Origin of the sequence: Verrucosispora sp. WMMD573, assembly GCF_027497175.1 — a bacterium.
Lineage (GTDB): Bacteria > Actinomycetota > Actinomycetes > Mycobacteriales > Micromonosporaceae > Micromonospora.
This window is the reverse complement of sequence record NZ_CP114901.1, coordinates 367,652-393,913: the sequence shown is the minus strand read 5'-3', so window position 1 is coordinate 393,913 and position 26,262 is coordinate 367,652. Positions and strand designations below refer to the sequence as shown.

General features: G+C 71.8%; 21 protein-coding genes. 12 read left to right on the top strand and 9 right to left on the bottom strand.

Annotation, left to right across the window (positions count from 1 at the left end):
* Positions 1 to 65: 65 nt before the first annotated feature.
* A complete protein-coding gene (locus O7601_RS01815) occupies positions 66 to 1,244 on the top strand; it encodes an NADP-dependent malic enzyme (protein WP_281564572.1) in 1,179 nt (392 codons plus the stop codon).
* A gap of 66 nt (positions 1,245 to 1,310) precedes the next feature.
* The gene (locus O7601_RS01810) at positions 1,311 to 2,273 is read left to right on the top strand and encodes a zinc-binding dehydrogenase (RefSeq protein ID WP_281564571.1); all 963 of its coding nucleotides are present in this window, start codon (positions 1,311 to 1,313) and stop codon (positions 2,271 to 2,273) included.
* A 140-nt stretch (positions 2,274 to 2,413) separates the two neighbouring features.
* Here the strand turns inward: O7601_RS01810 and O7601_RS01805 are convergent, their stop codons facing one another.
* Positions 2,414 to 3,397, bottom strand: a complete 984-nt coding sequence (locus tag O7601_RS01805) for a chlorophyllase (RefSeq protein ID WP_281564570.1) — start codon at positions 3,395 to 3,397, stop codon at positions 2,414 to 2,416.
* A gap of 84 nt (positions 3,398 to 3,481) precedes the next feature.
* On the opposite strand from O7601_RS01805, the gene O7601_RS01800 reads away from it, so the two are divergent.
* Positions 3,482 to 3,649: a hypothetical protein gene (locus O7601_RS01800; protein WP_281564569.1), complete on the top strand. Its 168-nt coding sequence runs from the start codon at positions 3,482 to 3,484 to the stop codon at positions 3,647 to 3,649.
* Positions 3,650 to 3,660: 11 nt separating this feature from the next.
* On the opposite strand, the gene O7601_RS01795 is transcribed toward O7601_RS01800, so the two are convergent.
* Complete coding sequence (locus O7601_RS01795; RefSeq protein WP_281564568.1) at positions 3,661 to 4,779, bottom strand: acetate kinase; 1,119 nt, start codon at positions 4,777 to 4,779, stop codon at positions 3,661 to 3,663.
* Positions 4,776 to 6,860, bottom strand: a complete 2,085-nt coding sequence (gene pta / locus O7601_RS01790) for a phosphate acetyltransferase (RefSeq protein ID WP_281564567.1) — start codon at positions 6,858 to 6,860, stop codon at positions 4,776 to 4,778. Before pta ends, O7601_RS01795 begins: the two co-directional genes overlap by 4 nt.
* A 393-nt stretch (positions 6,861 to 7,253) precedes the next feature.
* Here pta and O7601_RS01785 point away from each other — a divergent pair, with 393 nt between their 5' ends.
* Positions 7,254 to 8,138: a hypothetical protein gene (locus O7601_RS01785; RefSeq protein ID WP_281564566.1), complete on the top strand. Its 885-nt coding sequence runs from the start codon at positions 7,254 to 7,256 to the stop codon at positions 8,136 to 8,138.
* Positions 8,131 to 10,308, top strand: a complete 2,178-nt coding sequence (locus O7601_RS01780; RefSeq protein ID WP_281564565.1) for a glycosyltransferase — start codon at positions 8,131 to 8,133, stop codon at positions 10,306 to 10,308. Before O7601_RS01785 ends, O7601_RS01780 begins: the two co-directional genes overlap by 8 nt.
* A 51-nt stretch (positions 10,309 to 10,359) precedes the next feature.
* Here the strand turns inward: O7601_RS01780 and O7601_RS01775 are convergent, their stop codons facing one another.
* The 6 genes from O7601_RS01775 to O7601_RS01750 form a co-directional block, all read right to left on the bottom strand.
* The gene (locus O7601_RS01775) at positions 10,360 to 11,436 is read right to left on the bottom strand and encodes a glycoside hydrolase family 6 protein (protein WP_281564564.1); all 1,077 of its coding nucleotides are present in this window, start codon (positions 11,434 to 11,436) and stop codon (positions 10,360 to 10,362) included.
* A 4-nt stretch (positions 11,437 to 11,440) separates the two neighbouring features.
* On the bottom strand, positions 11,441 to 11,620 hold the full coding sequence (locus O7601_RS01770) for a DUF6104 family protein (protein WP_281564563.1): 180 nt from the start codon (positions 11,618 to 11,620) through the stop codon (positions 11,441 to 11,443).
* Positions 11,621 to 11,707: 87 nt separating this feature from the next.
* The gene (locus O7601_RS01765; protein WP_281564562.1) at positions 11,708 to 15,499 is read right to left on the bottom strand and encodes a multifunctional oxoglutarate decarboxylase/oxoglutarate dehydrogenase thiamine pyrophosphate-binding subunit/dihydrolipoyllysine-residue succinyltransferase subunit; all 3,792 of its coding nucleotides are present in this window, start codon (positions 15,497 to 15,499) and stop codon (positions 11,708 to 11,710) included.
* Between the two features lie 272 nt (positions 15,500 to 15,771).
* The gene (locus O7601_RS01760) at positions 15,772 to 16,587 is read right to left on the bottom strand and encodes an ABC transporter permease (RefSeq protein WP_281564561.1); all 816 of its coding nucleotides are present in this window, start codon (positions 16,585 to 16,587) and stop codon (positions 15,772 to 15,774) included.
* A complete protein-coding gene (locus O7601_RS01755) occupies positions 16,584 to 17,519 on the bottom strand; it encodes an ATP-binding cassette domain-containing protein (RefSeq protein WP_281564560.1) in 936 nt (311 codons plus the stop codon). Before O7601_RS01755 ends, O7601_RS01760 begins: the two co-directional genes overlap by 4 nt.
* A 149-nt stretch (positions 17,520 to 17,668) precedes the next feature.
* Positions 17,669 to 18,316 (bottom strand): hypothetical protein, encoded by a 648-nt coding sequence (locus tag O7601_RS01750; protein ID WP_281564559.1) that lies wholly within the window; start codon positions 18,314 to 18,316, stop codon positions 17,669 to 17,671.
* A 165-nt stretch (positions 18,317 to 18,481) separates the two neighbouring features.
* Here O7601_RS01750 and O7601_RS01745 point away from each other — a divergent pair, with 165 nt between their 5' ends.
* From O7601_RS01745 to O7601_RS01715, 7 genes are all read left to right on the top strand, one after another.
* Positions 18,482 to 19,246 (top strand): GNAT family N-acyltransferase, encoded by a 765-nt coding sequence (locus O7601_RS01745; RefSeq protein ID WP_281564558.1) that lies wholly within the window; start codon positions 18,482 to 18,484, stop codon positions 19,244 to 19,246.
* Positions 19,243 to 20,214: a lysophospholipid acyltransferase family protein gene (locus tag O7601_RS01740; RefSeq protein WP_281564557.1), complete on the top strand. Its 972-nt coding sequence runs from the start codon at positions 19,243 to 19,245 to the stop codon at positions 20,212 to 20,214. The genes O7601_RS01745 and O7601_RS01740 overlap by 4 nt, the downstream gene beginning before the upstream one ends.
* A 114-nt stretch (positions 20,215 to 20,328) precedes the next feature.
* The gene (locus O7601_RS01735) at positions 20,329 to 21,030 is read left to right on the top strand and encodes a response regulator transcription factor (RefSeq protein WP_093405284.1); all 702 of its coding nucleotides are present in this window, start codon (positions 20,329 to 20,331) and stop codon (positions 21,028 to 21,030) included.
* Positions 21,027 to 22,580 carry a HAMP domain-containing sensor histidine kinase gene (locus tag O7601_RS01730; protein WP_281564556.1) on the top strand — a complete coding sequence of 518 codons (1,554 nt, stop codon included), beginning with the start codon at positions 21,027 to 21,029 and terminating at the stop codon, positions 22,578 to 22,580. The genes O7601_RS01735 and O7601_RS01730 overlap by 4 nt, the downstream gene beginning before the upstream one ends.
* 62 nt (positions 22,581 to 22,642) lie before the next feature.
* A complete protein-coding gene (locus tag O7601_RS01725) occupies positions 22,643 to 24,193 on the top strand; it encodes a trypsin-like peptidase domain-containing protein (RefSeq protein WP_281564555.1) in 1,551 nt (516 codons plus the stop codon).
* 175 nt (positions 24,194 to 24,368) lie between these two features.
* The gene (locus tag O7601_RS01720; protein WP_281564554.1) at positions 24,369 to 25,040 is read left to right on the top strand and encodes a BON domain-containing protein; all 672 of its coding nucleotides are present in this window, start codon (positions 24,369 to 24,371) and stop codon (positions 25,038 to 25,040) included.
* Positions 25,041 to 25,192: 152 nt separating this feature from the next.
* Positions 25,193 to 26,254: a glycosyltransferase family 4 protein gene (locus tag O7601_RS01715; RefSeq protein ID WP_281566758.1), complete on the top strand. Its 1,062-nt coding sequence runs from the start codon at positions 25,193 to 25,195 to the stop codon at positions 26,252 to 26,254.
* The last annotated feature ends 8 nt before the right edge of the window (positions 26,255 to 26,262 follow it).

Here is a 26,262-nt window from a genome sequence, read left to right as displayed (position 1 = left end):
CCGCTCGCTCGCCTCACCGTGCGCCCGACCGGTCGGCCCAGTTGCTCGATCTTTCTGGAGTCACCATGTCTTCGTCCACCGTGGACCCTGCTGATCCCGTCTTCCAACTGCACCGGGGCGGCAAGATGGCCGTCGTCTCGACCGTGCCGCTGACCAGCCGAGACGATCTCTCTCTCGCGTACACCCCCGGTGTGGCCCGGGTCTGCGAGGCGATCGCCGCCGACCCGTCCCTCGCCCACGACTACACCTGGGCCTCGCGCGCCGTCGCGGTCGTCACCGACGGCTCGGCCGTACTCGGTCTCGGCAACATCGGCCCGAGCGCCGCGCTGCCGGTGATGGAGGGCAAGGCCGTGCTGTTCAAGCAGTTCGGCGGAGTCGACGCGGTACCAGTCTGCCTGGCCACCCAGAACGTCGACGAGATCGTCGCGGTGGTCACCGCGCTCGCACCGTCGTTCGGCGGCATCAACCTGGAGGACATCAGCGCCCCACGGTGCTTCGAGGTGGAGCGGCGGCTCGACGAGGCGTTGGACATCCCCGTCTTCCACGACGACCAGCACGGCACCGCGATCGTCGTACTGGCGGCGTTGCGCAACGCGGCGACGCTGCTCAACCGCAAGCTCGGCGACCTGCGGGTGGCCGTCAGCGGTGCGGGAGCGGCCGGTGTGGCGGTGACCAGGATGCTGGTGGCCGGCGGCGTGGACCCGGAGCGAGTGGTGGTCTGCGACTCCCAGGGCATCATCTGCCGGCAGCGCGCCGGCCTCGCCGGGACGAAGGCCGAACTCGCCGACCTGACCAACGCCGACGGCCGGCAGGGCGACGTTACCGAGGCGCTGCGCGACGCCGACGTGCTGATCGGGGTCTCCGGCGGTCGGATCCCCGAACGGGCGGTCGCCGGCATGGCCCCGGGTGGCATCGTGTTCGCATTGGCCAACCCCACCCCGGAGGTGGACCCGGAGGTGGCCGCCCGACACGTCGCGGTGGTCGCCACCGGCCGCAGTGACTACCCGAATCAGATCAACAATGTGTTGGCCTTCCCGGGTGTGTTCCGGGGTGCGCTCGATGCCCGGGCCAGCCGGATCACCGACGCCATGAAGGTCGCCGCGGCCGACGCGATCGCCTCGGTGGTGGCCGAGACGCTCACACCCGAGGCCATCGTGCCCTCGCCGCTGGACCCGCGGGTGGCACCGGCGGTGGCCGACGCGGTCGCCGAGGCGGCCCGGCGGGACGGCGTGGCCCGCGCCTGAGGCATCACGAAGGGCCCTGTCCACGGGTGGACGGGGCCCTTCTTAACGGGCGCTCAGCTTGTTACGGTGCGGATCATGCGTGCCGCCTTCGCCTCCCGTTTCGACGACGCCGACCCGCTCGCCGCGCTCACCGTCGGTGATCGGCCCGAACCGAGCCCGCCCGACGACGACTGGGTGACGCTGCGCGTCACGGCCAGTTCGCTCAACCACCACGACCTGTGGTCGCTCCGCGGCGTCGGGCTGCGCGCCGAGCAGCTGCCGATGATCCTCGGCTGCGACGCGGCGGGGGTGGACCCGGACGGCAACGAGGCGGTCGTCTACCCCGTCGTACCGACACCTGGCGACCCGCGCGGGATGTCCATCCTCTCCGAGCACTTCCCCGGGACGCTGGCGGAGCGAGTGGCCGTACCCCGGTCGAATCTGCTGCCGCTGCCGGCAGGGCTGGCGGCGGCCGACGCCGCGTGCCTGCCGACGGCCTGGCTGACGGCCTGGCGGATGCTCACCACCAAGGGCCGGGTCGACGACGCCGAGGCCGTGCTGGTGCAGGGCGCCGGAGGCGGCGTGGCCACCGCGGCCGTCGCCCTGGCCGCCGCGCTGGGCAAGCGGGTGTACGCGACCAGCCGCGACGCCGCCAAGCGCGAGCGCATCGCCGAGCTGGGCGCGACTGCCGTGGAGCCGGGCGCGCGGCTGCCCGAACGGGTCGACCTGGTGATCGAGACGGTGGGTGCGGCCACCTTCGACCACTCGCTGAAGTCGGCCGCCCTGGGCGCCCGGATCGTGGTTTCCGGTGCGACCGCCGGCCACGAGCCGACTGTCAACCTGCGCCGGGTCTTCGCCATGCAGCTGGAGATCCTGGGCACCTCGATGGGCACGCCGGACGAACTGGCCGCCCTGCTGACGTTCTGCGCCGAGCGGGGGGTGCGTCCGGTGATCGACAGCGTGGTGCCGTTCAGCCGCGTCGGCGACGCGTTCGCCCGACTGCACTCAGGTGACGTCTTCGGCAAGGTGGTCGTCGACCACACCGCCTGAGCCATGCCCGCACACGGTCCCTGTTGTTGCGGGCCTGGCGGGGTGTCGAGGCCGCAACTTCCCTGTTGTTGCGGGCCTGGCGGGGTGTTGAGGCTGCAACATCCCTGATGTTGCAGCCTCGATCCGGTGGTTCTTGTGGGTCAGAGGTTGTTGTCGAGGGTGGCGACGTCGTCACGGGAGGCGGCTGCGGGGATGCGCTCCTTGGCGTCGGCGTCGCCGTAGAGCGTCCAACGCAGGAACTCGGTGGTGGTGTCGGCGACCACCCGCAACGCGGCCCCCTCGCCGCGCAGCAGGGCACGGCCGTGGTCGCCGTCGGGCAGGCTCAGCATCGCCTTCGGCCACGGCACCTTGTCGTACACGGCCTTGCCGGCGGCGTACCGCACCACCTCGTCGGCCTGGCCGTGCACGAACAACTGCGGCGCGGCGGCACCGGCAAACGCGGTGCCCACGCCGAGGGCGGTCCCGGCGAAGACGACTCCGGCGGCCAGCCGCTCGTCGCGGCCGGCGGTGAACAGCCCGATGGTGGTCACCGCACCTGCGGAGTGACCGGCGGCGGCCACCCGGTCGGTGGCCAGCCGCCCGCGTAGCGGATCACCGTCCCGGGCGTCGAGGGCGAGTAGCCGGGTCAACGCGTACGACACGTCGGCCGGCTGGTTGAGCACGTCGAGCACGTTGTTCTCACCGCCACCACGGGAGGTCTTGGGGAAGGTCGGCGCGGCCACCACGAAACCGGCCGAGGCCCACCGGGTCAGCAGCGACTCGTAGTCGTCGGGACGGCCGCCCAGGCCGTGGCTGAACATGATCACTGGGAACTTCCCGTCCGCGGCGTCGGCACCGCTGGCCGGCTGCCCACCGGCCCGGCCGGCCGCCGGATACCAGACGGTCAACGGCAGCGGTCGATCGCCGTCGCGGTTCAACTTCAGCTGCCGTACGCCGAGCGCGAAGGTGCCCTCCGGGGCGCTGCCGGCGGGCACCACCGGGGAAACCGATGGCGCGACGGAGGCGGTGGCCTGTGGGGCGGGGGCATCCGCCCGCTCGGTGGGCTCGCGGTCGGCGGAACAGCCTGCCAGGGTGCTGGCGAGCAGAGCGGTGGCGGCCAGAGCGGTGGCGGCACGACGCGACATGGCTCCGATTGTGCCCGCACCGTCGGCGGCGCGTAGGGGCGCACCGGGCACGCCGGTTGGACAGGTTTCGCTAAGGTTCCCGGCATGGCTGAGAACTACACCGACCCGAGCGGCAACACCGAGGCGTTCCGCGCCTTCGCCAACCCGGAGGCCGTTCCGGCGGAGGCGGCGTCAAGAACCGGTCTGATCATCGGGGCGGCCGTGGTCGCCGTGGTGCTGCTCGCCCTCGCCACCTGGCTCGCCTTCGGCTGACGGGACTGGCGTCAGCCGCCGCTCCCGACCACGGCCCGGGCGGCGCGGGCGATCTCCCGCTCCTCGTCGGTACCGATGACGCAGACGGCGACCTCCGCCCCGTCCGGTGAGATGAGCCGGTCGCCGCTGCCCGCGTTGCGGTCCGGGTCGACAGTGATGCCGAGCCGGTCCAGCCCGGCCAGCGCCGCCGCGCGTACCGGCGCCGCGTGTTCGCCGACGCCAGCGGTGAAGGTGACCGCGTCCACCCGGCCGAGCAGCGCGTAGTACGCCCCCACGTAGCTGGTTATCCGGCGGCAGTAGACGTCGAAGGCGAGCGCTGCGGCCCCGTCGCCGGCCGCCCGGCGGGCGAGCAACTCGCGCATGTCGTTGACCCCGCTCAGCCCGAGCAGGCCGCTGCGATGGTTGAGCAGGTCGTCGATCTCGTCGACGCCCAGTCCGCCCTCGCGGCGCAGGTGGAACACGATCGTCGGATCGAGGTCGCCACTGCGGGTGCCCATCACCAGCCCCTCCAACGGCGACATGCCCATCGAGGTGGCTACGCTTCGTCCGCCGGCCACCGCACAAGCGCTGGCGCCGTTTCCCAGGTGCAGCGTGATCGTGTTGATCTCCTCGTACGGGCGGTCCAGCAGTTCCGCCGTGCGCCGGGAGACGTACGCGTGGGAGGTGCCGTGGAAGCCGTACCGCCGAATCTCGTACCGCTGGGCGACCTCGCGGTCGATCGCGTAGGTGGCGGCGGAGTCGGGCAGCGTGTGATGGAACGCGGTGTCGAAGACGGCTACCTGCGGCACCTCGGGCAGGGCCTGGCGGGCCACCTCGATGCCGGCGAGGTTCGCCGGGTTGTGCAGCGGCGCCAGCGGCACCAGGTCGGTGATGGCGGCCAGCACCTCGTCGTCGACAAGCGTCGGCGCGGTGAACCGCTGGCCACCATGCACCACCCGGTGCCCCACCGCGGTGAGGCCGGTCAGGTCCAGCCCGTCCAGGATCTGCCGGATCGCGCCGGTGTGGTCGCTCGGCCCACCACCGGGCTCACCGATCCGTTCGACGGCGCCCTTGTCCAGCACGCGGTCGCCGTCGTACAGCCGGTATTTGATCGACGACGAGCCGCTGTTGAGCACCAGCACCTTGCTCACGGCTGCACCTCGGCGAGCGCGGCGGCCTGGATGGCGGTGATCGCCACGGTGTTGACGATGTCCGGCACGGTGGCCCCCCGGGAGAGATCGTTGACCGGCCGGCGCAGGCCCTGCATGACCGGCCCGACGGCCACCGCTCCGGCGGAGCGCTGCACCGCCTTGTACGTGTTGTTGCCGGTGTTCAGGTCCGGGAAGATGAAGACCGTCGCCCGGCCGGCGACCGCGCTGCCGGGTAGCTTGGTGGCGGCGACGGCCGGGTCGATGGCCGCGTCGTACTGGATCGGGCCCTCGACGGCCAGTTCGGGTCGACGCTGCCGGACCAGCGCGGTGGCCGCCGCGACCTTCTCCACGTCCTCGCCCGCCCCCGAACTCCCGGTCGAGTACGACAGCATCGCCACCCGGGGCTCGATGCCGAACCGGGCCGCGGTGTCCGCCGAGGAAATGGCGATGTCGGCGAGCTGGGCGGCATCCGGATCGCGGTTGACCGCGCAGTCGCCGTAGACCAGCACCCGGTCGGCGAGCAGCATGAAGAAGACGCTGGAGGCAACCGAGACCTCCGGCATGGTCTTGACGATCTCGAAGGCCGGCCGGATGGTCGCTGCCGTGGTGTGCGTGGCGCCGGAGACCATCCCGTCGGCGTGGCCCGCCCACACCATCATGGTGCCGAAGTAGTTCGGTTGGGCGACGATGTCGTGCGCCAGTTCGGCGGTGACCCCCCGGTGTGCGCGCAGCTTCGCGTACGCCTCGGCGAACTCGTCGCGCCACGGGCTGCTCGTCGGGTCCACCACCCGGGCCTCGCCGATGTCCACCCCCAGCTCCCGGGCCCGCCGGGCGACCTCGTCCGGCCGGCCGAGCAGGGTCAGATCGGCCACCCCCCGGCGCAGCAGGATCTCGGTGGCCCGCAGAATCCGTTCCTCGGTCCCCTCCGGCAGCACCAGGTGCCGCCGTCCGGCCCGGGCCCGGTCGATCAGGTCGTACTCGAACATCAACGGGGTGACCCGCGCGGACCGGCTGACCCGTAGCCGGCCGGCCAGCTCGACGGTGTCGACGTGCGCCTCGAAGGCGCCGAGCGCGGCCTCCACCTTGCGGGGGTTCCCGGCGCTCGGCCGACCTTCGATCCGGCTCGACGCGGCCACCGTGTGGTAGCTGTCGCTGTCCACCGAGAGCACCGCGAGCCGGGCGTTCAGCGCCTCCACCAGACGCATCGCCCGAGGGTCGGGCGGCACCCCGAGGGTGAGCACCAACCCGGCCAGCGACACCTGCCCGGCCACGTGCGCGGCGCTCGCCGCCACCAGCAGATCGTCCCGGTCGCCCGGCATGATCAGCAGCGCGCCCTCGGTCAGGTGCTCCAGCAGGGTCGGCACGTGGGCCGCACCGACGACGTAGTCGAGCACGTCGCGGGCGAGCGCGGTCTCGTCACCGGCCAGCAGCGTGGCGCCCAGCGCCCCCGCGACCTCCGCCACCGTCGGCGCGGAGACGCTCGGCACCTCCGGGATGGCGTACGCGGGGACCGGCAGCCGGGGCAGCGCCATCGCCCCGGGGACCCGGTTGGCCAGCACCGCGAGTACTGTCGCGCCGAGGTCCGCGAGATCGTGGTAGGCCCCCCGGGCGGCGGCGGCGATCGCCGCGGGCTGCTGCCCGTAGCCGTCGACCACCGGTACCACGACGCTGCCGAACTCCGTGGCCAGCCGGGCGTTGAAGGCCAACTCGCGCGGGCCGGCGGTGTCACCGGCGGCGGCGAAGTCACTGCCGACCACGACCATCGCCGCGAACCGCCGCTCCACGTCCCGATAGCGCTCGACGATCCGGGAGATCAGCTCCTCCCGGCGGCCGTCGGCGACCAGGGCGGTGGCCTCGGCGTACGTGGTGCCGTTCAGGTCTGTCACCGGTAACCCCACCCGGTAACGCTCGCTGAGCAGGGTGAGGATCGGATCGGGACGATCCTGCGCGACCAGCGGACGGAACACGCCGATCCCGCCGACCTGCCGGGACAGCAGCTCGGCGAGGCCGAGGGCGATTGTCGACTTCCCCCCGCCCGAGCCGACGCTGGTCAGGTAAACGCTCCGGGCCACGGCACTCACGCTACAAGATCAGGGTTGATCCCGCGTGGGTCCTCGGACTCGCCCATCCGGGCCGTCCGGTGTCCGCGCCTTCGGGAGGCACACGACCGGTCTGCGGGCTCGGCCAGGAAGATCTTTATTTTGGCCCGACCGACCGGGGGTGGACGCCGGATCGTCGGGTCGGTACGACCGCCGGCACGAGAGCAGCCGGTCCGTTTGACCTGCTCGCGGCGGTTTCGACGAGCCAGGGTAGCCGGGTCGAGGCAACGGGCCGCCCACCGGTCGAGGCGGTGCTCACCTCTTGTGAGCCGACGCTCACGCCGGCTCCGGCACCTGCTCAGTGAACTGGGACGTCCGTCGCACCACCGGGCTCCCCGAACAAGCCGAGGAATGTTCACTCCTAGACTCCCGGCCATGACTGCGGACCCTCTGACCAGCGCCGATGCGGCCAACGACGGATGGAACGTCGAGCGAACCGCAGCCGCCGAACCGGTCGCGACGGCAGGGCCCACGGAGCCACCGACGGTGGCACCACCCGTCGTGGCAGAGACCTCGACAGTGCTACGGCCGGTCGTGCCCGACGCACCCGAGGTGGTGCGACCGCCCGTGGTGGACGCCCCGACCCTCGTGCGGCGGGTCGTGCTGGACGCCCCGACGGTCATCCAGCCGGCGGTGGACGCACCGACGGTGGTGCAGCAAACGGCGTTCGACGCACCGACGGTGGTGCAGCCAACGGTGCGGGACGCGGTCACGGTGGTGGTGCCGGGAGACAGCCCCACCACCGTCATGACCGCCGTGCCCCAGCCGCCGCCGGTCTTCGTGGATCCGAGCGGCCGACGTCGATCCCGGCTGCGCTGGATCGGATACGCCCTGGGTCTGGTGGGCCTGCTCTACACCGGCCTGGTCGTGGCGAGCTTCGCGGGCGGCCCGGTGAACGCCGACACGGTGCTGCCCTTCGTGGAGCCGACCCGCCGGCCCTGGCAACCACCGCCGGCCCCGTCGATTCCCGCCGTGGAGGCACCGCCGAGCACGGCGGCTCCCCGGATCACGGGCGGCGGTGTGCCGCGTCCGCAAACCACCCCGGCCCGGGCAGCCAGGACGGCGACCAGCGTCCCGGTGCCACCCAGCCGCGCCGCCTCGTCGCCACCGGCGTCACCCGCGTCACCCGCGTCACCGCGACCCTCCCGGTCGACCGCACCGGCGACCACCCCCAGCGTCGAGCCGCCCACCGCGGTCCCGGCGTCGCCGAGCGTCGTTCCGTCCAACGACGCCGACGAGGCCGCCCCCGCCGATGACTGAACCGCCGGCGCGCCGGTCCCGCCGGCCGGTACGTGGTCGCCGTGTCGTGCCGCCGCCGAGTTGGATCCTCTTCGGCGTCCTCTGTGCGGTGCTGGCCGCCGTGCTGCTCGTCGGCGCGTACGCCAACGCGTCCTTCGCACCGGATCGTCAGCAGAGCCACGAGGGGCAGCGTGAGGTGCCGGCGGCGGTGGTCGCCGGTGGCCCGATCATCAGCAGCGCCGGTGGGCGGACCCGGTCGTACCGACTGCCGCCACGCACCGTCGCGCTCACCTTCGACGACGGTCCTGACCCGTTCTGGACCCGCGAGGTGCTGCGGGTGCTGGCCGCCCATCAGGTGCCGGCGACCTTCTTCGTGGTCGGTTCGCAGGTGGCCCGTCATCCGGAACTGGTCGGGGAAGTGGCCGCCGACGGCCACGAAATCGGCGTGCACACCTTCACGCACCCGGACCTGACCGTGCTGCCCGACTGGCGGCGACGGATGGAGTACACCCAGACCCAGTTGGCCATCGCCAGCGCGGCCGGGGTCCGTACCTCCCTGATCCGCTTCCCGTACTCCTCCTACGCCGAGGCCATCGACGATCTGGACTGGCCGGTGTTCGTCCAGGCCGGCGAGCTCGGCTACCTCAACGTGCTCAACGACACCGACAGCCGGGACTGGGCACTGCCCGGCGTGGAGCAGATCCTCGCCAACGCCACACCGCCCGGTTACTCGGGAGCGGTCACGCTCTGGCACGACGCGGGCGGCGAACGCGCGCAGACCGTTGCCGCGCTCGACCGCTTCATCCCGCTGATGAAGGAGCGCGGCTACCGCTTCGTCACGGTTACCGGCGGCCTGAACCTCGCGCTGGCCGAGGCCGGCGTCGACCACCGGGTCGACGCCGGCCAGCCGGCCGGTGCGGGGGAGCGCTGGCGCGGCCGGATGTTGATCTGGGGCGTGCAGGGCGCGGACCGGACACTGGGTTGGCTCGGGTTCATCTTCGTGGCGGTGGGCGTGCTGACGGTGGGCCGTACCGTCCTGCTGCTCGCGCTCGCCGGTCGGCACGCCCGGCGACGCCGCGCCCCCGACTGGGCCTGGGGGCCGCCGGTGACCGAGCCGGTCTCGGTGATCGTGCCCGCGTACAACGAGAAGGAGGGGATCGCCGCGGCCGTCCGCTCGCTGGCCGGTGGCGACCATCCGGGCGGCATCGAGGTGATCGTCGTCGACGACGGCTCCACCGACGGCACGGCGGAGATCGTCGAGGCGCTCCGGCTGCCGAACGTCCGGGTCGTGCGGAGGCCGAACGGCGGCAAGCCGAGCGCGTTGAACACCGGAGTCGCGCTGGCCCGACACGAACTGATCGTGATGGTCGACGGGGACACCGTGTTCGAGCGTGATTCGGTGCGACGGCTCGTCCAACCCTTCGCGGATCCGCAGGTCGGCGCGGTCGCCGGCAACGTCAAGGTGGGCAACCGCGACAGCCTGATCGCCAAGTGGCAGCACATCGAGTACGTCATCGGCTTCAACCTCGACCGTCGGCTGTACGAGACGTTGCGCTGCATGTCCACAGTGCCCGGGGCGATCGGCGCCTTCCGCCGTCAGGCGCTGCGCTACGCCGGTGGCCTGACCGACGACACGCTGGCCGAGGACACCGACATCACCATGGCGCTCGGCCGCGCCGGCTGGAAGGTGGTCTACGAGGAGACGGCCCGGGCGTGGACCGAGGCCCCGGCGACGCTGGGGCAGTTGTGGAAGCAGCGGTACCGGTGGAGCTACGGCACCATGCAGGCGATGTGGAAACACCGGCGCTCGCTTGTCGACCGTGGCGCCTCCGGCCGCTTCGCCCGTCGCTGCCTGCTGTTCCTGAGCCTGTTCGGGGTGCTGTTGCCGCTGCTGGCACCGGTGATCGATCTACTCGCGCTCTACGGCCTGTTCTTCCTCGACCGGAGTGCGACGGCGGTGGCCTGGCTGGTCATGCTCGCGGTGCAGACGCTCACCGCCGTGGTCGCGTTCCGCCTGGACCGGGAGAAGCTGAGTGTGCTGTGGGTGCTGCCGCTGCAGCAGTTCGTGTACCGGCAGCTGATGTACCTCGTGATGATCCAGTCGGTGACGACCGCGCTGACCGGTGGCCGCCTCGGCTGGCAGAAACTTCGCCGCACCGGCCTGACACCCACCCCCACCAGCTCTCGTTGATCATGAGGTTAGCCGGAATTTTGCCCGTTTTGTTTGCCGCTAACCTCATGATCAACGGGTTGGTGGGGGGTCGACGAGCGAGATGGCGTAGGTGGGCCAGAACTGGCCGGCGGGTGGTTCGCCGGTACGGCAGTCGCCGTCGGACTCGCCGGGGAACTTGATCCAGAGCAGGGCGTCCACCCGTGGTAGACCGGCGTCGGCGGTGGGTTCCTCGCCGATCGCCCGGCCCGGCGGGTTGCACCAGCTCGGTGCACCGCCGACACGCTCGGCCGGGTAGGGGCCGTTGCCGTTGCGGCTGGTGTCGACGACGAACGTGGTGTCGCCGCCGAGCGCGTCGGAGATCCGGTGGCCGTAGGTCACGTTGTCCGTGGTGCGGACGAAGTTCGCCACGTTGAGCGCGAACCCGTCGGCCTGATCCACGCCGGCCTGGCGCAGGGCTGCCGCCAACGCCTCGACGTCGCGGATCCACCCCGGATGCCCGGCATCGAGGTAGATCCGGGCCTTGCCGGTGCTGGCGAGCACGGTGACCGCGTCGCGCAGCAGGGCGAGCCGGCCGGCGGCGTCGCGGACACAGCCCGCCACCGCGTCGGGCAGCGCACCCGGTTCGAGGACGACGATCACCGGGCGGCCGGCGACACCGGCCGCGACATCGCGGATCCACGCCTGGTACTCCGCGCCGGTACGGGCGCCCCCCTCGCCCTGCCGGCCGCAGTCGCGTTGCGGCACGTTGTGCACCACCAGCACGGGTGTCTGGCCCGCGATCGCGGCCTGCCCCAGGAAGGCGTCGACCTCGTCACGCACCGCGTCGCCGGTCAACCACTTCGCGCTGGGCCGGCTGCCGATCGACCGCAGCGCCTCAGCCGCGGTCAAGTCCCCCCGGGCCGCGCGCCGCTGTGCCTCCGCCTCGGCCGGATTGGCTGGGTCGAGATAGAACACCGAGGGTACGGGCGGTGACGCGGAGCCGACCGCGTCGGGTACCCGAGGTGGGGCGGGTTCGTCGGAACACCCGGCCAGCAGCAATGCCAGGGCGACGCCGGCCGCCACGGCCGCCCGGCGACCGGACACGATTGCGGGCACGCTCGGCGACGGCCCGCGTCGAGGCCGGGCGACCGCGCGGGTGATGGACACGTGATCAGTCGTCGTCATCGTCGTCGAGTCGGGCCAGCCAGGTGGCGAACCGCTCGACCGGCACCTCGAACTCCGGGTTCACGTCGACGAAGTCGCGTAGCCGGGCGGCCAGCCACTCCAGGCTGACCTGCTCGTCGCCGCGCCGCTCGACCAGTTCCTCGATGCCCCGGTCGGTGAAGTACATGGATCTGCTCGCTTCCTCACCGGAGCGCCGGTGAAGCCGGCCGGTCCCGCCCCGCCGTGGGGCGGGACGGGACCGGGTCAGTTCTCCTCAGGGACGGGGCAGGGCCGCCTCGATAAGCGCGTTCTGCTCGACCTCGTGCATCTTCGCCGACCCGACGGCCGGAGCCGCGGCGGCCGGACGGGAGATGCGGCGCAGCCGGACACCGTCGAGGTGCTCCAGCAGGTTGAGCGCGACGAACGACCAGGCACCCTGGTTGGCCGGCTCCTCCTGCACCCAGGCGAAGTCCTCCGCGTTCGGGAACTGCGCGAGCGCGGCCCGGATCTCCTCCACCGGCATCGGGTAGAGCTGCTCCAGCCGGATGATCGCGGTGTTGCTGATGCCGCGCTCCTGCCGGGCCTGGAACAGGTCGTAGTAGACCTTGCCCGAGCAGAGCAGCACCCGCTTGACCCGCTCGGGGTTACCGGCCGCCGGGTCGGCCAGCACCGGGGAGAAGGTGCCGGTGGTGAAGTCCTCCACCGACGAGACGCAGAGCTTGTGCCGCAGCAGCGACTTCGGCGTGAACACCACAAGCGGCTTGCGCTTGGGCGAGAGGGCCTGGCGGCGCAGCAGGTGGAAGTAGTTCGCCGGGGTGGTCGGGTTCGCCACCCGCATGTTGTCCTCGGCGCAAAGCTGGAGGAAGCGCTCCGGGCGGCCGGAGGTGTGGTCCGGCCCCTGGCCCTCGTGGCCGTGCGGCAGCAGCAGGGTGACCGCGGAGCGCTGGCCCCACTTCACCTCACCCGAGGAGATGAACTCGTCGATCACCGACTGGGAGCCGTTGACGAAGTCACCGAACTGCGCCTCCCAGCAGACCAGCGCATCGAGGTTCTCCACCGAGTAGCCGTACTCGAAGCCCATCGCCGCGTACTCGCTCAACAGCGAGTCGTGCACGAAAAACCGGGACCGCTCGCCGTCTGCGGTGAGTGACTGCAACGGCAGGTAGTCGTCGCCGGTCTCCGCGTCGACGATCGAGGCGTGCCGCTGCACGAAGGTGCCGCGGCGCGAGTCCTGCCCGGCGAGCCGGACGGTGACCCCGTCGTGCAGCAGCGCACCGAAGGCGATGATCTCGCCGAAACCCCAGTCGATGGTGCCTTCGACGGCCATCCGGGCCCGCCGGTCGAGCAGCTGCCGGATCCGCTTGTGCGGGGTGAAGCCATCGGGCAGGTTGACGTGCGCCTCACCGATGGCCTTGATGACCGACGCCTCGGTCGCCGTCTCCACCTGCGGCTCGGGCTCGTCCTGTCGCGGCGGCCGGCTGAGCTGACGTGGCGTGCTGGCCGCGTCGCGGGTGGCCTTGAAGACCCGCTCCAGCTGCGCCTGGTAGTCGCGCAGCAGTTCCTCGGCGTCTTCCAGGGTGATGTCGCCCCGTCCGATCAGCTCCTCGGTGTAGAGCTTGCGGACCGAGCGCTTCGAGTCGATGATCCGGTACATCTGGGGGTTGGACATCGAGGGGTCGTCGCCCTCGTTGTGCCCGCGCCGCCGGTAGCAGACCAGGTCGATGACGACGTCCTTGTTGAACGCCTGGCGGTACTCGAAGGCGAGCCGGGCGACCCGGACCACGGCCTCGGGGTCGTCGCCGTTGACGTGGAAGATCGGGGCCTGGATCATCCGGGCCACGTCGGTGCTGTAGAGGCTGGAGCGGCTGTACTCCGGGGCGGTGGTGAAGCCGACCTGGTTGTTGACCACCACGTGCACCGTCCCGCCGGTGCGGTAACCACGCAGCTGGGAGAGGTTGAGCGTTTCGGCCACCACGCCCTGGCCGGCGAAGGCCGCGTCGCCGTGCACCGCCAGCGGCAGCACGGTGTAGCCCTCCAGCTTGAGGTCGATGCGGTCCTGCTTGGCCCGGACGATGCCCTCCAGCACCGGGTCGACGGCCTCCAGGTGCGACGGGTTCGCCACCACCGAGACCTTCACGGCGTGGTCGCCGTCGGGGGTGGTGAACTTGCCGTTCTGGCCCAGGTGGTACTTCACGTCGCCCGAGCCCTGGGTGGACCGTGGGTCCAGATGCCCCTCGAACTCGGAGAAGATTTTCTCGTACGGCTTGCCGACGATGTTGGCCAGCACGTTGAGCCGGCCCCGGTGGGCCATGCCGATGACGACCTCGTCCAGCCCACCCTCGGCGGCGGACTCCAGCACCTCACCGAGCAGCGGGATGAGCGACTCGCCACCCTCCAGCGAGAAGCGCTTCTGGCCGACGTACTTGGTCTGTAGGAAGGTCTCGAAGGCCTCGGCGGCGTTGAGCCGGTTCAGCACGTGCTTCTGCTCGCCGGCCGGCGGCTTCTCGTACTTGCGCTCGACCCGCTCCTGGATCCAGCGACGCTCGGCCGGATCCTGAATGTGCATGTACTCGATACCGACGCGGCGGCAGTACGAGTCGCGCAGCACACCGAGGATCTCCCGCAGCTTCATCCGCTGCCGGCCGGCGAAGCCGTTCACCGGGAAGGTGCGGTCGAGGTCCCACAGGGTCAGCCCGTGCTGGAGGACGTCCAGATCCGGGTGCTTACGGATCTTGAACTCCAGCGGGTCCGTGTCGGCCATCAGGTGACCGCGCACCCGGTAGGAGTGGATCAGCTCGTGGACCCGGGCGGTCTTGTTGATCTGACCCTCGCTGTCGACCGCGACGTCGCGCATCCAGCGCACCGGCTCGTAGGGGATTCGCAGCGAGGTGAAGATCTGGTCGTAGAAGCCGTGCTCGCCGAGCATCAGCTCGTGCATGACCTTGAGGAACTCGCCGGACTGCGCGCCCTGGATGATCCGGTGGTCGTAGGTGCTGGTCAGCGTGATGACCTTGCTGACCGCCAACTCGGCCAGGGTGGCCTCGCTCATGCCCTGGTACGGCGCCGGGTACTCCATGGCACCGACGCCGATGATCGCGCTCTGGCCCTGCATCAGCCGCGGCATGGAGTGCACCGTGCCGATGCCGCCCGGGTTGGTCAGCGAGATCGTGGTGCCGGAGTAGTCCTCCATGGTCAGCTCGTTGCGTCGGGCACGCCGCACGACGTCCTCGTACGCCTGCCAGAACTGCCGGAAGTCCATCTGCTCGCAGGCCTTGATGGAGGGGACCACCAGGTTGCGGCTGCCGTCCGGCTTGGTCAGGTCGATGGCGATGCCCAGGTTGACGTGCTCGGGGCGGACCATCACCGGCTTGCCGTCGACCTCGGCGAAGGAGTTGTTCATCTCGGGGTGCGCGACCAGCGCCCGCACCAGGGCGTAGCCGATCAGGTGGGTGAAGCTGACCTTGCCGCCACGCCCCCGGGCGAGATGATTGTTGATCACGATGCGGTTGTCGACCAGGAGCTTGGCCGGCACGGCTCGGACGCTGGTCGCGGTCGGCACGGCCAGCGAGGCGTCCATGTTCTGAACGATCTTGGCGGCCACTCCGCGCAGTGGCGTGGTCTGCGGGCCGTTGGCGGTGGGTGCGGTCCGGGTCGGCTGGCTCTTCGTCGGCTCGGCCTTCGCTGCGGCCGGCTTCGCTGCGGCCGGCTTCGTGGTGGCCGGCTTCGTGGTGGTCGGCTTCGCCGCGGCGGGCGCCGGCTTCGACGTCGCCGCCGTCGTACGGCGTTCCCCCTCGCCCGCCGGCTCGGCCTTCGCCGCCGGTTCGCTCTTCGGCGCCGGCTCGGCCCTGGCCGGGGTGGCGTCCGTGGTCGCGGCGGTGCTGGCCGGCCGCCCGTCACCGGTGCCCGCTGTGCTCTGACCGGGCCGGTAGTCGGCGAAGAAGTCGTGCCAGGCCGGGTCGACGCTGCTGGGATCGGCGAGGTAGCGCTGGTACATCTCCTCGACGATCCACTCGTTCGGGCCGAAACCCGCCAGTGGGTTCTCCTGCGAAGTCTGCTGGGTCGACACGGCCGGTAATCGCCTCTTTCACGCGGGTTTGTGTGTCACGCGGTGCCCGATGCGCCGGGACGGACGCACAGGACGGTTCCAGGCTACGCCGTAGCGAACCTCGGGGCATTTCCGCCTCGGTCGCGTGGCCGGATTCACAGAAGATGCCAGAAGTTCGGTAAGCGCTGCGTATTCCCTTGATCGCTGTTATGGCCGACGGGCCCGGTCGGCCGGCTGTCGACCGGTGGACCGGGCCCGTCGGGGCGGGGCGACCCGAGTCGGCCGCCCGGTTGTCAGGAGATGTCGCGGCGCCGGGTGATGAGAATGCCGACCATGCCGCTGACCACGGCGTAGCCCACCAGCACGACCGCGCCGACCCACCAGGCGGGCAGCATCTCGTTCTCGCCTGGCGTGATCATGACCTGGGAGGCGGCGGCCGGCCAGATCACCTGCCACTTGATCACAGCCATGTTGTCGAGCAGGTTGGCCAGCAGCAGGAAGAGCAGGCCCACCACCTGGGTGCCGATCAGGTAGAGCACCGAGGCGGTGATCACCGCGCCCAACTGGTTGGTGATCAGCGTGCCGATGCCCACGCCGAGCACCGTCCAGATCGCGTACGCCATCAGGTTGAGCAGCAGGGCCCGTTGCACCTCCCATTCGCCGAGCAGCGTGCCGTAGTCGTTGAGCGACAGGAACGTCGCTCCGGCGGCGAGGTCGATGATCGTCGTCACCAGCCAGAACGCGAAGCCGAGCAGGCTGGCCGCGATGAGCTTGCTGGCGATCACCGAGGTGCGTCGCGGGGTGGCCAGGAACGTCGTGGTCGCGGTCTGGTGGAAGAACTCGTTGGTGACCATGAGGATGCCGATCAGCATCACGAACATCAGCCCCAGGTACTGCCCCGAGGTGTAGAGGTTCGCGGCCTGAGCAGGCGCGGAGGCGGCGTCGCCGGTGTAGCCGAACTCCTCTCCGCCGCCGCTGAGCGTCTCGTTGGCCAGCCACGCGTTGAAGGCGAAGGCCAGGGCGATCGACAGGAACGCCCCGATGGCCAGCCACCACCAGGTGCTGGTCGTACGGATCTTGAGCAGTTCGGACCGGACAAGGTTGGTCATCGGATGCCCGCCTTTCCGGCCGTCAGTTCCAGGAACACGCGTTCCAGGTCGGGTCGTTCAGTGGTCAGCTCGTGCAGCTCCACCCCGGCGGTCAGGGCCGCCCGGCCCACTGCCGGGGCGTCGACCCCACCGATCAGGAGGGCGCCCTGCCCGTCGTTCTCCACCGTGGCCGGCCCGTCCTTGAGCGCGGCGGTCAGCGCGTCGGCCTGCGGGGTGCGGACCCGGACCCGGACGCCCTGCGCCATCGAACCGATCACCTGTTCCACCGGACCCTGCCGGACCAGCTGTCCGGCCGCGATGATCACCACGTCGTCGGCCAGCAGCTGCATCTCCGAGAGCAGGTGGCTGGAGACGAGCACGGTGCGGCCCTCGGCCGCCAGGCCCTTGAGGAACCCGCGCATCCACCGGATGCCCTCCGGGTCCAGGCCGTTGGCCGGCTCGTCGAGGATCAGCACCCGCGGGTCGCCGAGCATCGCCGCGGCGATGCCGAGCCGCTGCTTCATGCCCAGCGAGTAGCCCTTGAACTTGCGCTTGGCGGCCGGCGTCAGCCCGACCAACTCCAACGCCTGGTCGGCCCGCTCCCGCGGCAACCCGGCCGCCGCGGAGATCACCCGCAGGTGGTTGATGCCGGTGCGGCCCTTGTGCGCGCTGGACGCCTCCAGGACCGCGCCGACATGCCGCAGCGGGTCGGCCAGATCGGGGTACCGCTGGCCACCGATGGTCGCTCCTCCGGCGGTCGGCGTGACCAGGTTCAGCAGCATTCGCAGGGTGGTGGTCTTACCCGCACCGTTCGGGCCGAGGAAGCCGGTGACCCGACCCGGTTCGACAGTGAAGGACAGGTTGTTGACCGCGAGCACGTTGCGGTACCGCTTGGTCAGACCGGAGACCACGATCTGCGCGTCGTTGGTGGGGCTTGGTCGCCCGTCGGTCATCGTTCTCCTCCCGTGGCGGCGCCGGGGTGCGCCGTTGCACAGCGTGACGTTAATGGTCAAGCAATTCAATCGGGCTCGTTCGGGAAATCGTGGTCCGCCTCAGGCAGGAGCCGTCTCATCCCCAGGTACGAGCCGATCGATCGCCGTGTCTACACGGCGATCCAGGTCGCACGGGCGTGGCCGAGCGGGTGGCCGTCCGGGGTGTGCAGGCTGGTGTGCACGAACGCCTTGCGGCCCTCGGCGCCGATCAACGCACCGGTCACCACGCACTCGTCGCCCGGCCGGGGCAGCGCCTCGATCCGGGCCGCGATCCGGCCGAGCACGTACGGGCGGCCGGCGCCGATCACCGTCCAGCCGCCGGGGCAGTCCAGGGCCGCCCAGACCGTGGCGACCGCGACCTGCCGGGGCGCCCGCACCGGCGCGGCCGTCCGACCGTCCGGCAGCCGCCCCGGGAAGATCCGCAGGCCGTCGGAGCGCTGCGGGCCACAGACGTAGCAGCCGGGGAACGGGTGCTCCACCAGCCCCGGGTACGCCGCCGAGGCCGACCGGGCGGTCGCCAGGTCCACCGGCGGGACGACCTCGCCGAGATCGCTCACCGGGTGTAGCTGCGCGATCACCTCGCCGGCCGGGTCGCGTACCTGCCCGTCGACGAGGGTCAGCGGGGTGTCCAGCGGCGGCGGTCGGCGCAGGGTCACCTCGACCGGACCGTCCCCGCCGTACGCGGCGGCGAAGATCCCGGCGCTCCAACCGCCGTTGCCCGAGCCGGGCGGCCCGTTGAAGCGTCCCTCGATGATCATCAAGCCCCTCCGCCCGCCCGGCCTCGTCGCCGGGACACCGGCAGCCTCGCACGCCGCCGCGGACGGCCGCGGTGGCGGGTCGGCCACCGGTCGCCGACCGCCGTTCACCGGATCGACATCGCTGGTCACCATGGCCGGCAACCGACCGGGCGCTACACAGAGGGCATGGCCGTTCTGCCAGCCGCGGACGTCGCACTGACGACCAGCGGCTACACCCTCTCGATCGCCGACAATCCCAGCCAGGTCGAGGCCGCGCAACGCCTGCGTCACCAGGTGTTCGCCGGCGAGTTGGGCGCCACCGTGTCCGCCGACGCGGCCGGCCTCGACCGCGACATCTTCGACACCTACTGCGACCACCTGGTGGTGCGCCAGGAGAGCAGCGGCGAGGTGGTCGGTACGTACCGGCTGCTCCCGCCGGGGCGCACCGACCGCCGCTATGCCGAGGGCGAGTTCGACCTGACCGCGCTCGACCCGTTGCGTACCCAGCTCGTCGAGGCGGGCCGTTCGTGCGTGCACCCCGCGCACCGCAGCGGAGCGGTGATCAATCTGATGTGGGCGGGCATCGCCCGCTACCTGCATCTACGCGGGCTGCGCTGGCTCGGCGGGTGTGCCTCCGTGCCGGTGGCCGACGGTGGACTTGCCGCCGCCGAGGTCTGGACCCAGGCCCGGGCGAAGCACCTGGCGCCGCCGCCGCTGCGGGTCCGGCCGCTGCGACCCTGGTTCGCCGAGCCCGGCGTGCCGACCGAGACCGTCGCCGGATCCGCCAGTCTGGTCCCGCCGCTGCTGCGCGGGTACCTGCGGCTCGGCGCCCAGATCTGCGGGGAGCCCGCGTACGACCCGGACTTCGGGGTGGCCGACTTCTACGTGCTGCTCTCCATGGACCGGATCAACCCGCGTTACCTGCGGCACTTCCTCGGCGGGCAGCCGTGAACGCGCTCTGGCGGCCGAGTTCCGGCTGCGGTCCGGACTGCCTGCCCGGCCCCGGTGGCACTCCCGCCATCTCGTCGGTCCGGCAACTGGGTCGCGCCGCCGGCCTGCTCGGCATGCTCGGGCTCGGCATCGGGCTGGCGGCCCTGCTCCCGGCGCTGCCGACCCGGGAACGTCAGGCCGCGCTACGTGGCTGGGCCCGCACCACGGCCCGCGCCTGCGGGGTACGCCTCGAAGTGCGTGGTCGGCTGCCTCGGCGACGGGCCCTGCTGGTCGCCAACCACGTCTCCTGGTGGGACGTGCTGGCGCTGCTCGCGGTCGCCCCGGCCCGGCTGGTGGCCAAGCAGGAGGTCCGGCGGTGGCCACTTGTCGGTCTGCTCGCCCGCGCGGGCGGCACCGTCTTCGTGGACCGGGCCCGCCCTCGCAGGCTGCCCGCGACAGTGGGTCGGGTCGCCTCGGCACTGCGGGCGGGTCGCTCGGTCGCGGTGTTCCCGGAGGGCACCACGTGGTGTGGTGCGGCAGCCGTCTGCCGTCCAGCGAGCGGCTTCCGGCCGGCGATGTTCCAGGCCGCGATCGACGCCGGGGCGCCCGTCGTGCCACTGCGGATCGGCTACCGCTGCGGGGTGACCGGCGAGACCACCACGGCACCGGCCTTCGTGGGCGACGAGACCCTGGTGCGATCGGTGCGGCGGATGCTCGCGGTCCGGAGGTTGACGGTCTGCGTCGACATCGCCGCGCCGTTGCACCCGGGACGGTCCGCCGACCGGCGGGCGCTGGCTCGGGTCGCCGAGTCGGCGGTGCATCTCGTACCGTCGACGCCAGTCCCGCAGCCGACGTCGGTGCTCGCCGTGCCCGGACGGCCGGCGCGGCCCGCAGCGACAGTGCTGCCGGTACCGGCCCGGCCTCCGGCCGCGGCATCCCCCGCCGGGACGGCGGGGGAGCCGGAGCGGGAGTTGCCGCTGGCCGCCTGACCGTCGAGGCCGGGTGACCGGGTGGCCGGACCAGCGGGTCCGCCTGGTTCGCTCACAGGTTCTTTCCAGCATCCGCCCAGCAGAGGCGCAGTGTCTGCGCGGATGATGGGCGGCATGGCCGCTACCCAGACCGAGGCGCGACTTCTCGTCGTCGAGGACGATCCGAACATCCTCGAACTGCTCTCCGCGAGCCTGCGCTTCGCGGGATTCGACGTGGCCACCGCCACCAGCGGCAGCGCCGCGCTGAGCGCGGCCCGGGATCATCGTCCCGACCTCGTGGTGCTCGACGTGATGCTGCCGGACCTCGACGGGTTCGAGGTGATCCGGATGATGCGCGAGGGCGGCACGCGTACGCCGGTGGTCTTCCTCACCGCCCGCGACGCCACCGACGACAAGATCCGTGGGCTGACCCTGGGCGGCGACGACTACGTGACCAAGCCGTTCAGCCTGGAGGAGCTGACCGCCCGGATCCGGGCGGTGCTGCGCCGCACCAGCACCGGCGATCAGGCACCCGCCCGGCTCACCTTCGCCGACCTGGAGTTGGACGAGGAGACCCACGAGGTGTACCGGGCCGGTCAGCGGGTGCAGCTCTCGCCGACCGAGTTCAAGCTGCTGCGCTACCTGATGCTCAACGCCAACCGGGTGCTGTCGAAGGCGCAGATCCTCGACCACGTGTGGAACTACGACTTCCGGGGCGACGACAACATCGTCGAGTCGTACATCTCGTACCTGCGTCGCAAGGTCGACACGACCGATCCCCGGCTGATCCACACCCTGCGCGGCGTCGGGTACGTCCTGCGCAAGCCGGCGGCGTGAACGCCCTTCAGCAGGGCAAGCTCTGGCTCCGCGCGGTACCGCTGCGGGTCAAGCTGGTCGCGGCCGTGCTCACCCTGGTCGCCGCCGCGCTGCTGGTGATCGCCTCGCTGACCACGATCTTTCTCCGTAGCTACCTGGTCGACCAGGTGGACGCGGAACTGACGACCTCGGCCAACAACCTCGAAGAGGTGGCCGGCGCCGAGCGGTTCGGCACCGACCTGCCCACCGACTACCTGGTGGTCTTCACCGACAGCCGGACCGGCGCCGTCTCCTGGGTCTACTTCGACACCAAGCGGTTCGACGTCAACGACCTACCGCCCTGGCCGGAGAACGCCGCCGGCTTCGAGCAGGCGGCCGGGAAGCCGTTCCCCGCCCGGGCCCGGGCCGGCGACATGCGCTGGCGGGTGCTGTACACCGAGTTGCCCAACGGTCAGTGGGCGGCGATCGCGCAGCACCTGACCGACGTGGATCAGGCGGTCAAGCGGCTCATCTGGATCGACCTGCTGGTCGGTGGGGCGGTCCTGGTGCTGCTCGCCTCGATCGGGGCGGCGATCGTCCGGACCAGCCTCAAGCCGCTGGTGGAGATCGAACGCACCGCCGCCGCCATCGCCGGCGGAGATCTCAGCCGACGGGTGCCCGACCCGGAGGACGGTCAGCCCTGCCCGACCTCGGAGCTGGGGCGGCTCTCCCGGGCACTCAACGCGATGCTCGGTCAGATCGAGCTGGCCTTCACCGCCCGGGCGGCGTCGGAGTCCGCGGCGCGGGCCGCCGAGGTGGCCGCCCGGGAGGCTGCCGAGGGTGCTCGCGCATCCGAGGCCCGGGCCCGCCGCTCCGAGGAACGGATGCGCCAGTTCGTGGCGGACGCCTCACACGAGCTGCGCACCCCGCTGACCACCATCCGGGGCTTCGCCGAGCTGTACCGCCAGGGTGCCGCCCGTGCCCCGGAGAAGACCTCCGACCTGCTGCGCCGGATCGAGGACGAGGCGGCCCGGATGGGTCTGCTGGTGGAGGACCTGCTGCTGCTGGCCCGGCTGGATCGCGAACGACCGCTCTCGCTCGCCCCGGTGGAACTGCCGGTGCTGGCCGCGGACGCGGTGGCGGCGGCCCGGGCGATGGCGCCGGACCGGCGGATCGAGCTGGAGATCGAGCCCGGCTCGGGGCCCCTTGTGGTACGCGGCGACGACGCCCGGCTGCGGCAGGTGATCGGCAACCTGATGACCAACGCGGTGCGGCACACCCCGGCCGGTGCGGCGGTGACGTTGCGGCTGCACGCGGAGCCCGGCAGTCTGGCGGTGATCGAGGTGGCCGACACCGGGCCGGGGCTCACCGCCGAGCAGGCGGAGCGGGTCTTCGAGCGCTTCTATCGGGTGGACGCCTCGCGTACCCGTCGGACGGACGGCAACACCGGCACCGGTCTCGGCCTCGCCATCGTGGCCGCGCTGGTGACCGTGCACCAGGGCACGGTCGAGGTGACCGAGACGCCGGGTGGCGGCGCCACCTTCCGGGTACGGCTGCCGCTCGCACCAGCCAGCGACATCGACGACGAGTGATTTTCAGCCAATCCTCAGTCCGCCCCAAGGCGGGACGCAGAGCGATGGGAGAAGGTAAGGGCATGACCGAGTACGAGTCCGACCCGCGCCGGCCGGCCCCTACCGACGCCGAGCCGTCGCAACCCGAGCTGTCCCGCGCCGAGTACGCGCGGTCCGACTCCCCGTCCCCCGCCAGTCCCGACGCCGACCCGACGGTCGAGGCGCCGACCGTACCGGTCCGGGCCGTGGACCCGTCGCCGGCCGGCCCGGCCGCCGCGCCGAGCCAGCCGACGCCGGCCGCCGGCTCGACCCCGGCGGCGCAGCCGGTCTCCGGCCAGCCCAGCTGGGCGCCGACCGGCGGCCACCCGTACCACCATCCGCAACAGCCGGGCGCCCGCTACCCCGCAAATCCGTGGTATCCCGGCCAGCCCGCCTGGAGCGGCGCCCAGCCGCCCGGGCCCGGCGCCGGGCAGTCCGGTTATCCGGGGCAGGCCGCCGGAACGTCGGGCGGCTACCTCGGGCAGACCGGAACTCCGGGCGGTTACCCGGGGCAACCGGCCCCGTGGGCGCCCGCTCCGTCCAGCGGGCCCCGCCTTGGCAAGATCGCCAAGTTTGCCGGAGCCGGCGTGGCGGTGTTCGCACTCATGCTGGGCAGCGGGGTCGCCGGTGGGGCGCTCACCCTGGCGCTGAGCGACGGCGGCGGGGTCACCCGCACCTACAGCGCCGCGCCCGTGATCGACGGCGCCGACCTGCCGCGCATCGCCGCGTCGGTGCAGGACAGCGTCGTGTCGATCAGCACCGGCAGTGGTGAGGGCTCCGGCGTGGTGCTCAGCGCCGACGGCTACGTGCTGACCAACAACCACGTGATCGCCGGAGGCGGCGACACGGTCCGGGTCTTCTTCGCGGACGGCACCAGCACCCAGGCCGAGGTCGTCGGCACCGACCCGAAGACCGACCTCGCGGTGCTCAAGGCGAACGGGTTGACCGACCTACAACCGGCCACCCTCGGCGACAGCGACGCCATGCAGGTCGGTGACCAGGTGCTCGCGCTGGGCAGTCCGCTCGGCCTACAGGGCTCGGTCACCGCGGGCATTCTCAGCGCCCGGGACCGCACCATCCAGGCCGGTGGCGGCCAGCAGCTCCCGGGTCAGGCGGTCAGCTCGATCTCGGGGCTGCTACAGACCGACGCCCCGATCAACCCCGGCAACTCCGGTGGCGCACTGGTCAACACCCGGGGCGAGGTGATCGGCATCAACACCGCGATCGCCACCGCCGGACAGGGCAGCACCGGAAACATCGGCGTGGGCTTCGCCATCCCGAGCAACAAGGCCAAGGACGTCGCGGAGAAGCTCCAGCGTGGCGAAAAAATCAGCCACCCGTCGCTGGGGGTCAGCGTGAACGCCGCGCCCGACGGTGGCGCGCTGATCGGCGCGGTGAACCCGGGCAGCGCGGCAGAGCGGGCGGGGCTGCAACAGGGTGACGTGATCACCCGGTTCGGCGACAAGGTGATCAATGACTCCAACGACCTGGTGGCCGCCGTCCAGGCCGGCAAGGTCGGTGACCAGGTCGAGGTGACGTACCAGCGGAATGGGGCCGAGGCGACGGCAACCGTGACGCTCGCCGAAGCGTCCTAACGAGACAGGACCTGCTTCCTCCCTCCGGGGCGGCGGGTGGCGTGGCCAAGGGGGTTGGCCGCGGCACCCGCCGCCCTTCCTCCGTCTGAGCCGGGTTCACCCGGATCGGGTGAACCCGGCTCACCCCGCCGGCCGGCAGCCTCGGGGGACAAGACCTGAGGCGGATAGGGGTGCCATGACCGCGGCGACGGCGACCCGCAGCGACGACCAGATCCAGCGCGACGTGCTCGACGAACTCGCCTGGGACGCGCAGGTGCGCTCGACCGACATCGGGGTGAGCGTGCGCGACGGGGTGGTGTCCCTCACCGGCGGAGTGGACAGCGCCGCCCGCAGGTGGGCGGCGGTACGCGGGGCCCAACGGGTACGCGGGGTGCGGGCGGTCGCCGACGACATCGAGGTGCGCCCCACCGGCCCGGTCGACATCACCGATGGCGACCTGGCGATCGCGGCCAGCCGGGCGCTGGAGTGGAACAGTTTCGTGCCGGCCGAGCGGCTGGACCTCACCGTCTCCGACGGATGGCTGATGCTGCGTGGCGCGGTCGAGTTCGGTTGGCAGCGGCGTACCGCCGAGCGGGAGCTGCGCCGGCTGCGGGGCGTGCGCGGTGTCACCAACCTGGTCGAGGTGCGGCCCGCCGCCCCGGCCGACAGTGACCGGATCCGCACCGACGTGCAACGGGCCCTGCTGCGGGGCATCGGCACGGAACGGGTGACCGTCCAGGTTCGCGACGACACGGTGACCCTGAGCGGGGTGGTGCGGTCCTGGTGGGAGCGGGATCAGGCGGAGCGGACCGCGTGGTCGGCCGAGGGCGTGTGCATGGTACGGGACCAACTGCTGGTAGGTGGCTGAATCGGCGACCCGGCGCCCCCGGTTTGTCCCTGCCGGGACCGGGAAGACGCTCGATCCCAGCACGGCAGCCGATCGGGGCCGACGCCTCCGGACAGCGACGGGGAGGGCATGTGGCCGATAACCTTGCGCGTGAGCAGCGATTGCGGATCGCCATGGTCGTGCCGCCCTGGCTGTCGGTACCACCGCCCGGGTACGGCGGACTGGAACAGGTGGTGGCCGGCCTGGTCGACGCCCTGGTCGCCCGGGGGCACGCGGTGACCCTGATGGGTGCCGGCGCGGCGCACGGCACCGCCGCCGACTTCCTCGCCACCCTCGACGAGTTGCAGTTCGACCGCCTCGGGGAGGCGTTGCCCGAACTGGCCCACCTGGCCCGGGTCAACCATCTGCTCAGTGCGGCCGACTTCGACATCGTGCACGACCACAGCACGATCGGCCCGCTGGTGGCCGGCCGGCGGGAGGTACCCACGGTGGCGACCGTGCACGGCAACCCGGTGGGCGAGTACGGCACGGTGCTCAGCAACACCGACCGGGGGGTGGGCCTGGTGGCGATCTCACACACCCAACGGGGATTGAATCCGCACCTGCCCTGGGTCGGCACGGTGCACAACGCGATGAGCCTCGACGACTTTCCGCGCAAGGACGCCCCCAGTCGGGGGCCGGTGCTGTGGCTCGCCCGGTTCAGCCCCGACAAGGGGCCGGAGCTGGCCATCCGCGCCTGCCGGGCGGCGGGTCTACCGCTGGTGCTGGCCGGCAAGTGCAACGAGCCCGCCGAGCGGCGCTACTACGACGAGGTGATCCGGCCGATGCTCGGGCCGGACGTCACGGTGATGCTCGACGCCGATCGGAAGGCCGTGCTACGGCTGTTGGTCGAGGCGCGCTGCCTGGTCATGCCGATCCAGTGGGAGGAACCGTTCGGCATCGTGATGCTGGAGGCGATGGCCACCGGGACACCCGTGGTGGCGCTGAACCGGGGAGCGGTGCCGGAACTCGTCCGTCCCGGGGTGAGCGGGTTGATCTGTCAACGGCCGGACGAGTTGCCGGCGGCGCTGCGCCAGGCCGCCGACCTCGACCCGAAGGACTGCGTGACCCATGTGGCCCGGACCTTCTCCACGGAACGGATGGCCATCGGCTACGAGGAGGTCTACCGCCGCTTCCTCGCCACCGCGACCCCGCGTCTCGCGGTACGTGAGCCGGTCCGGACCACCCCGGCCTGACCGGTCGC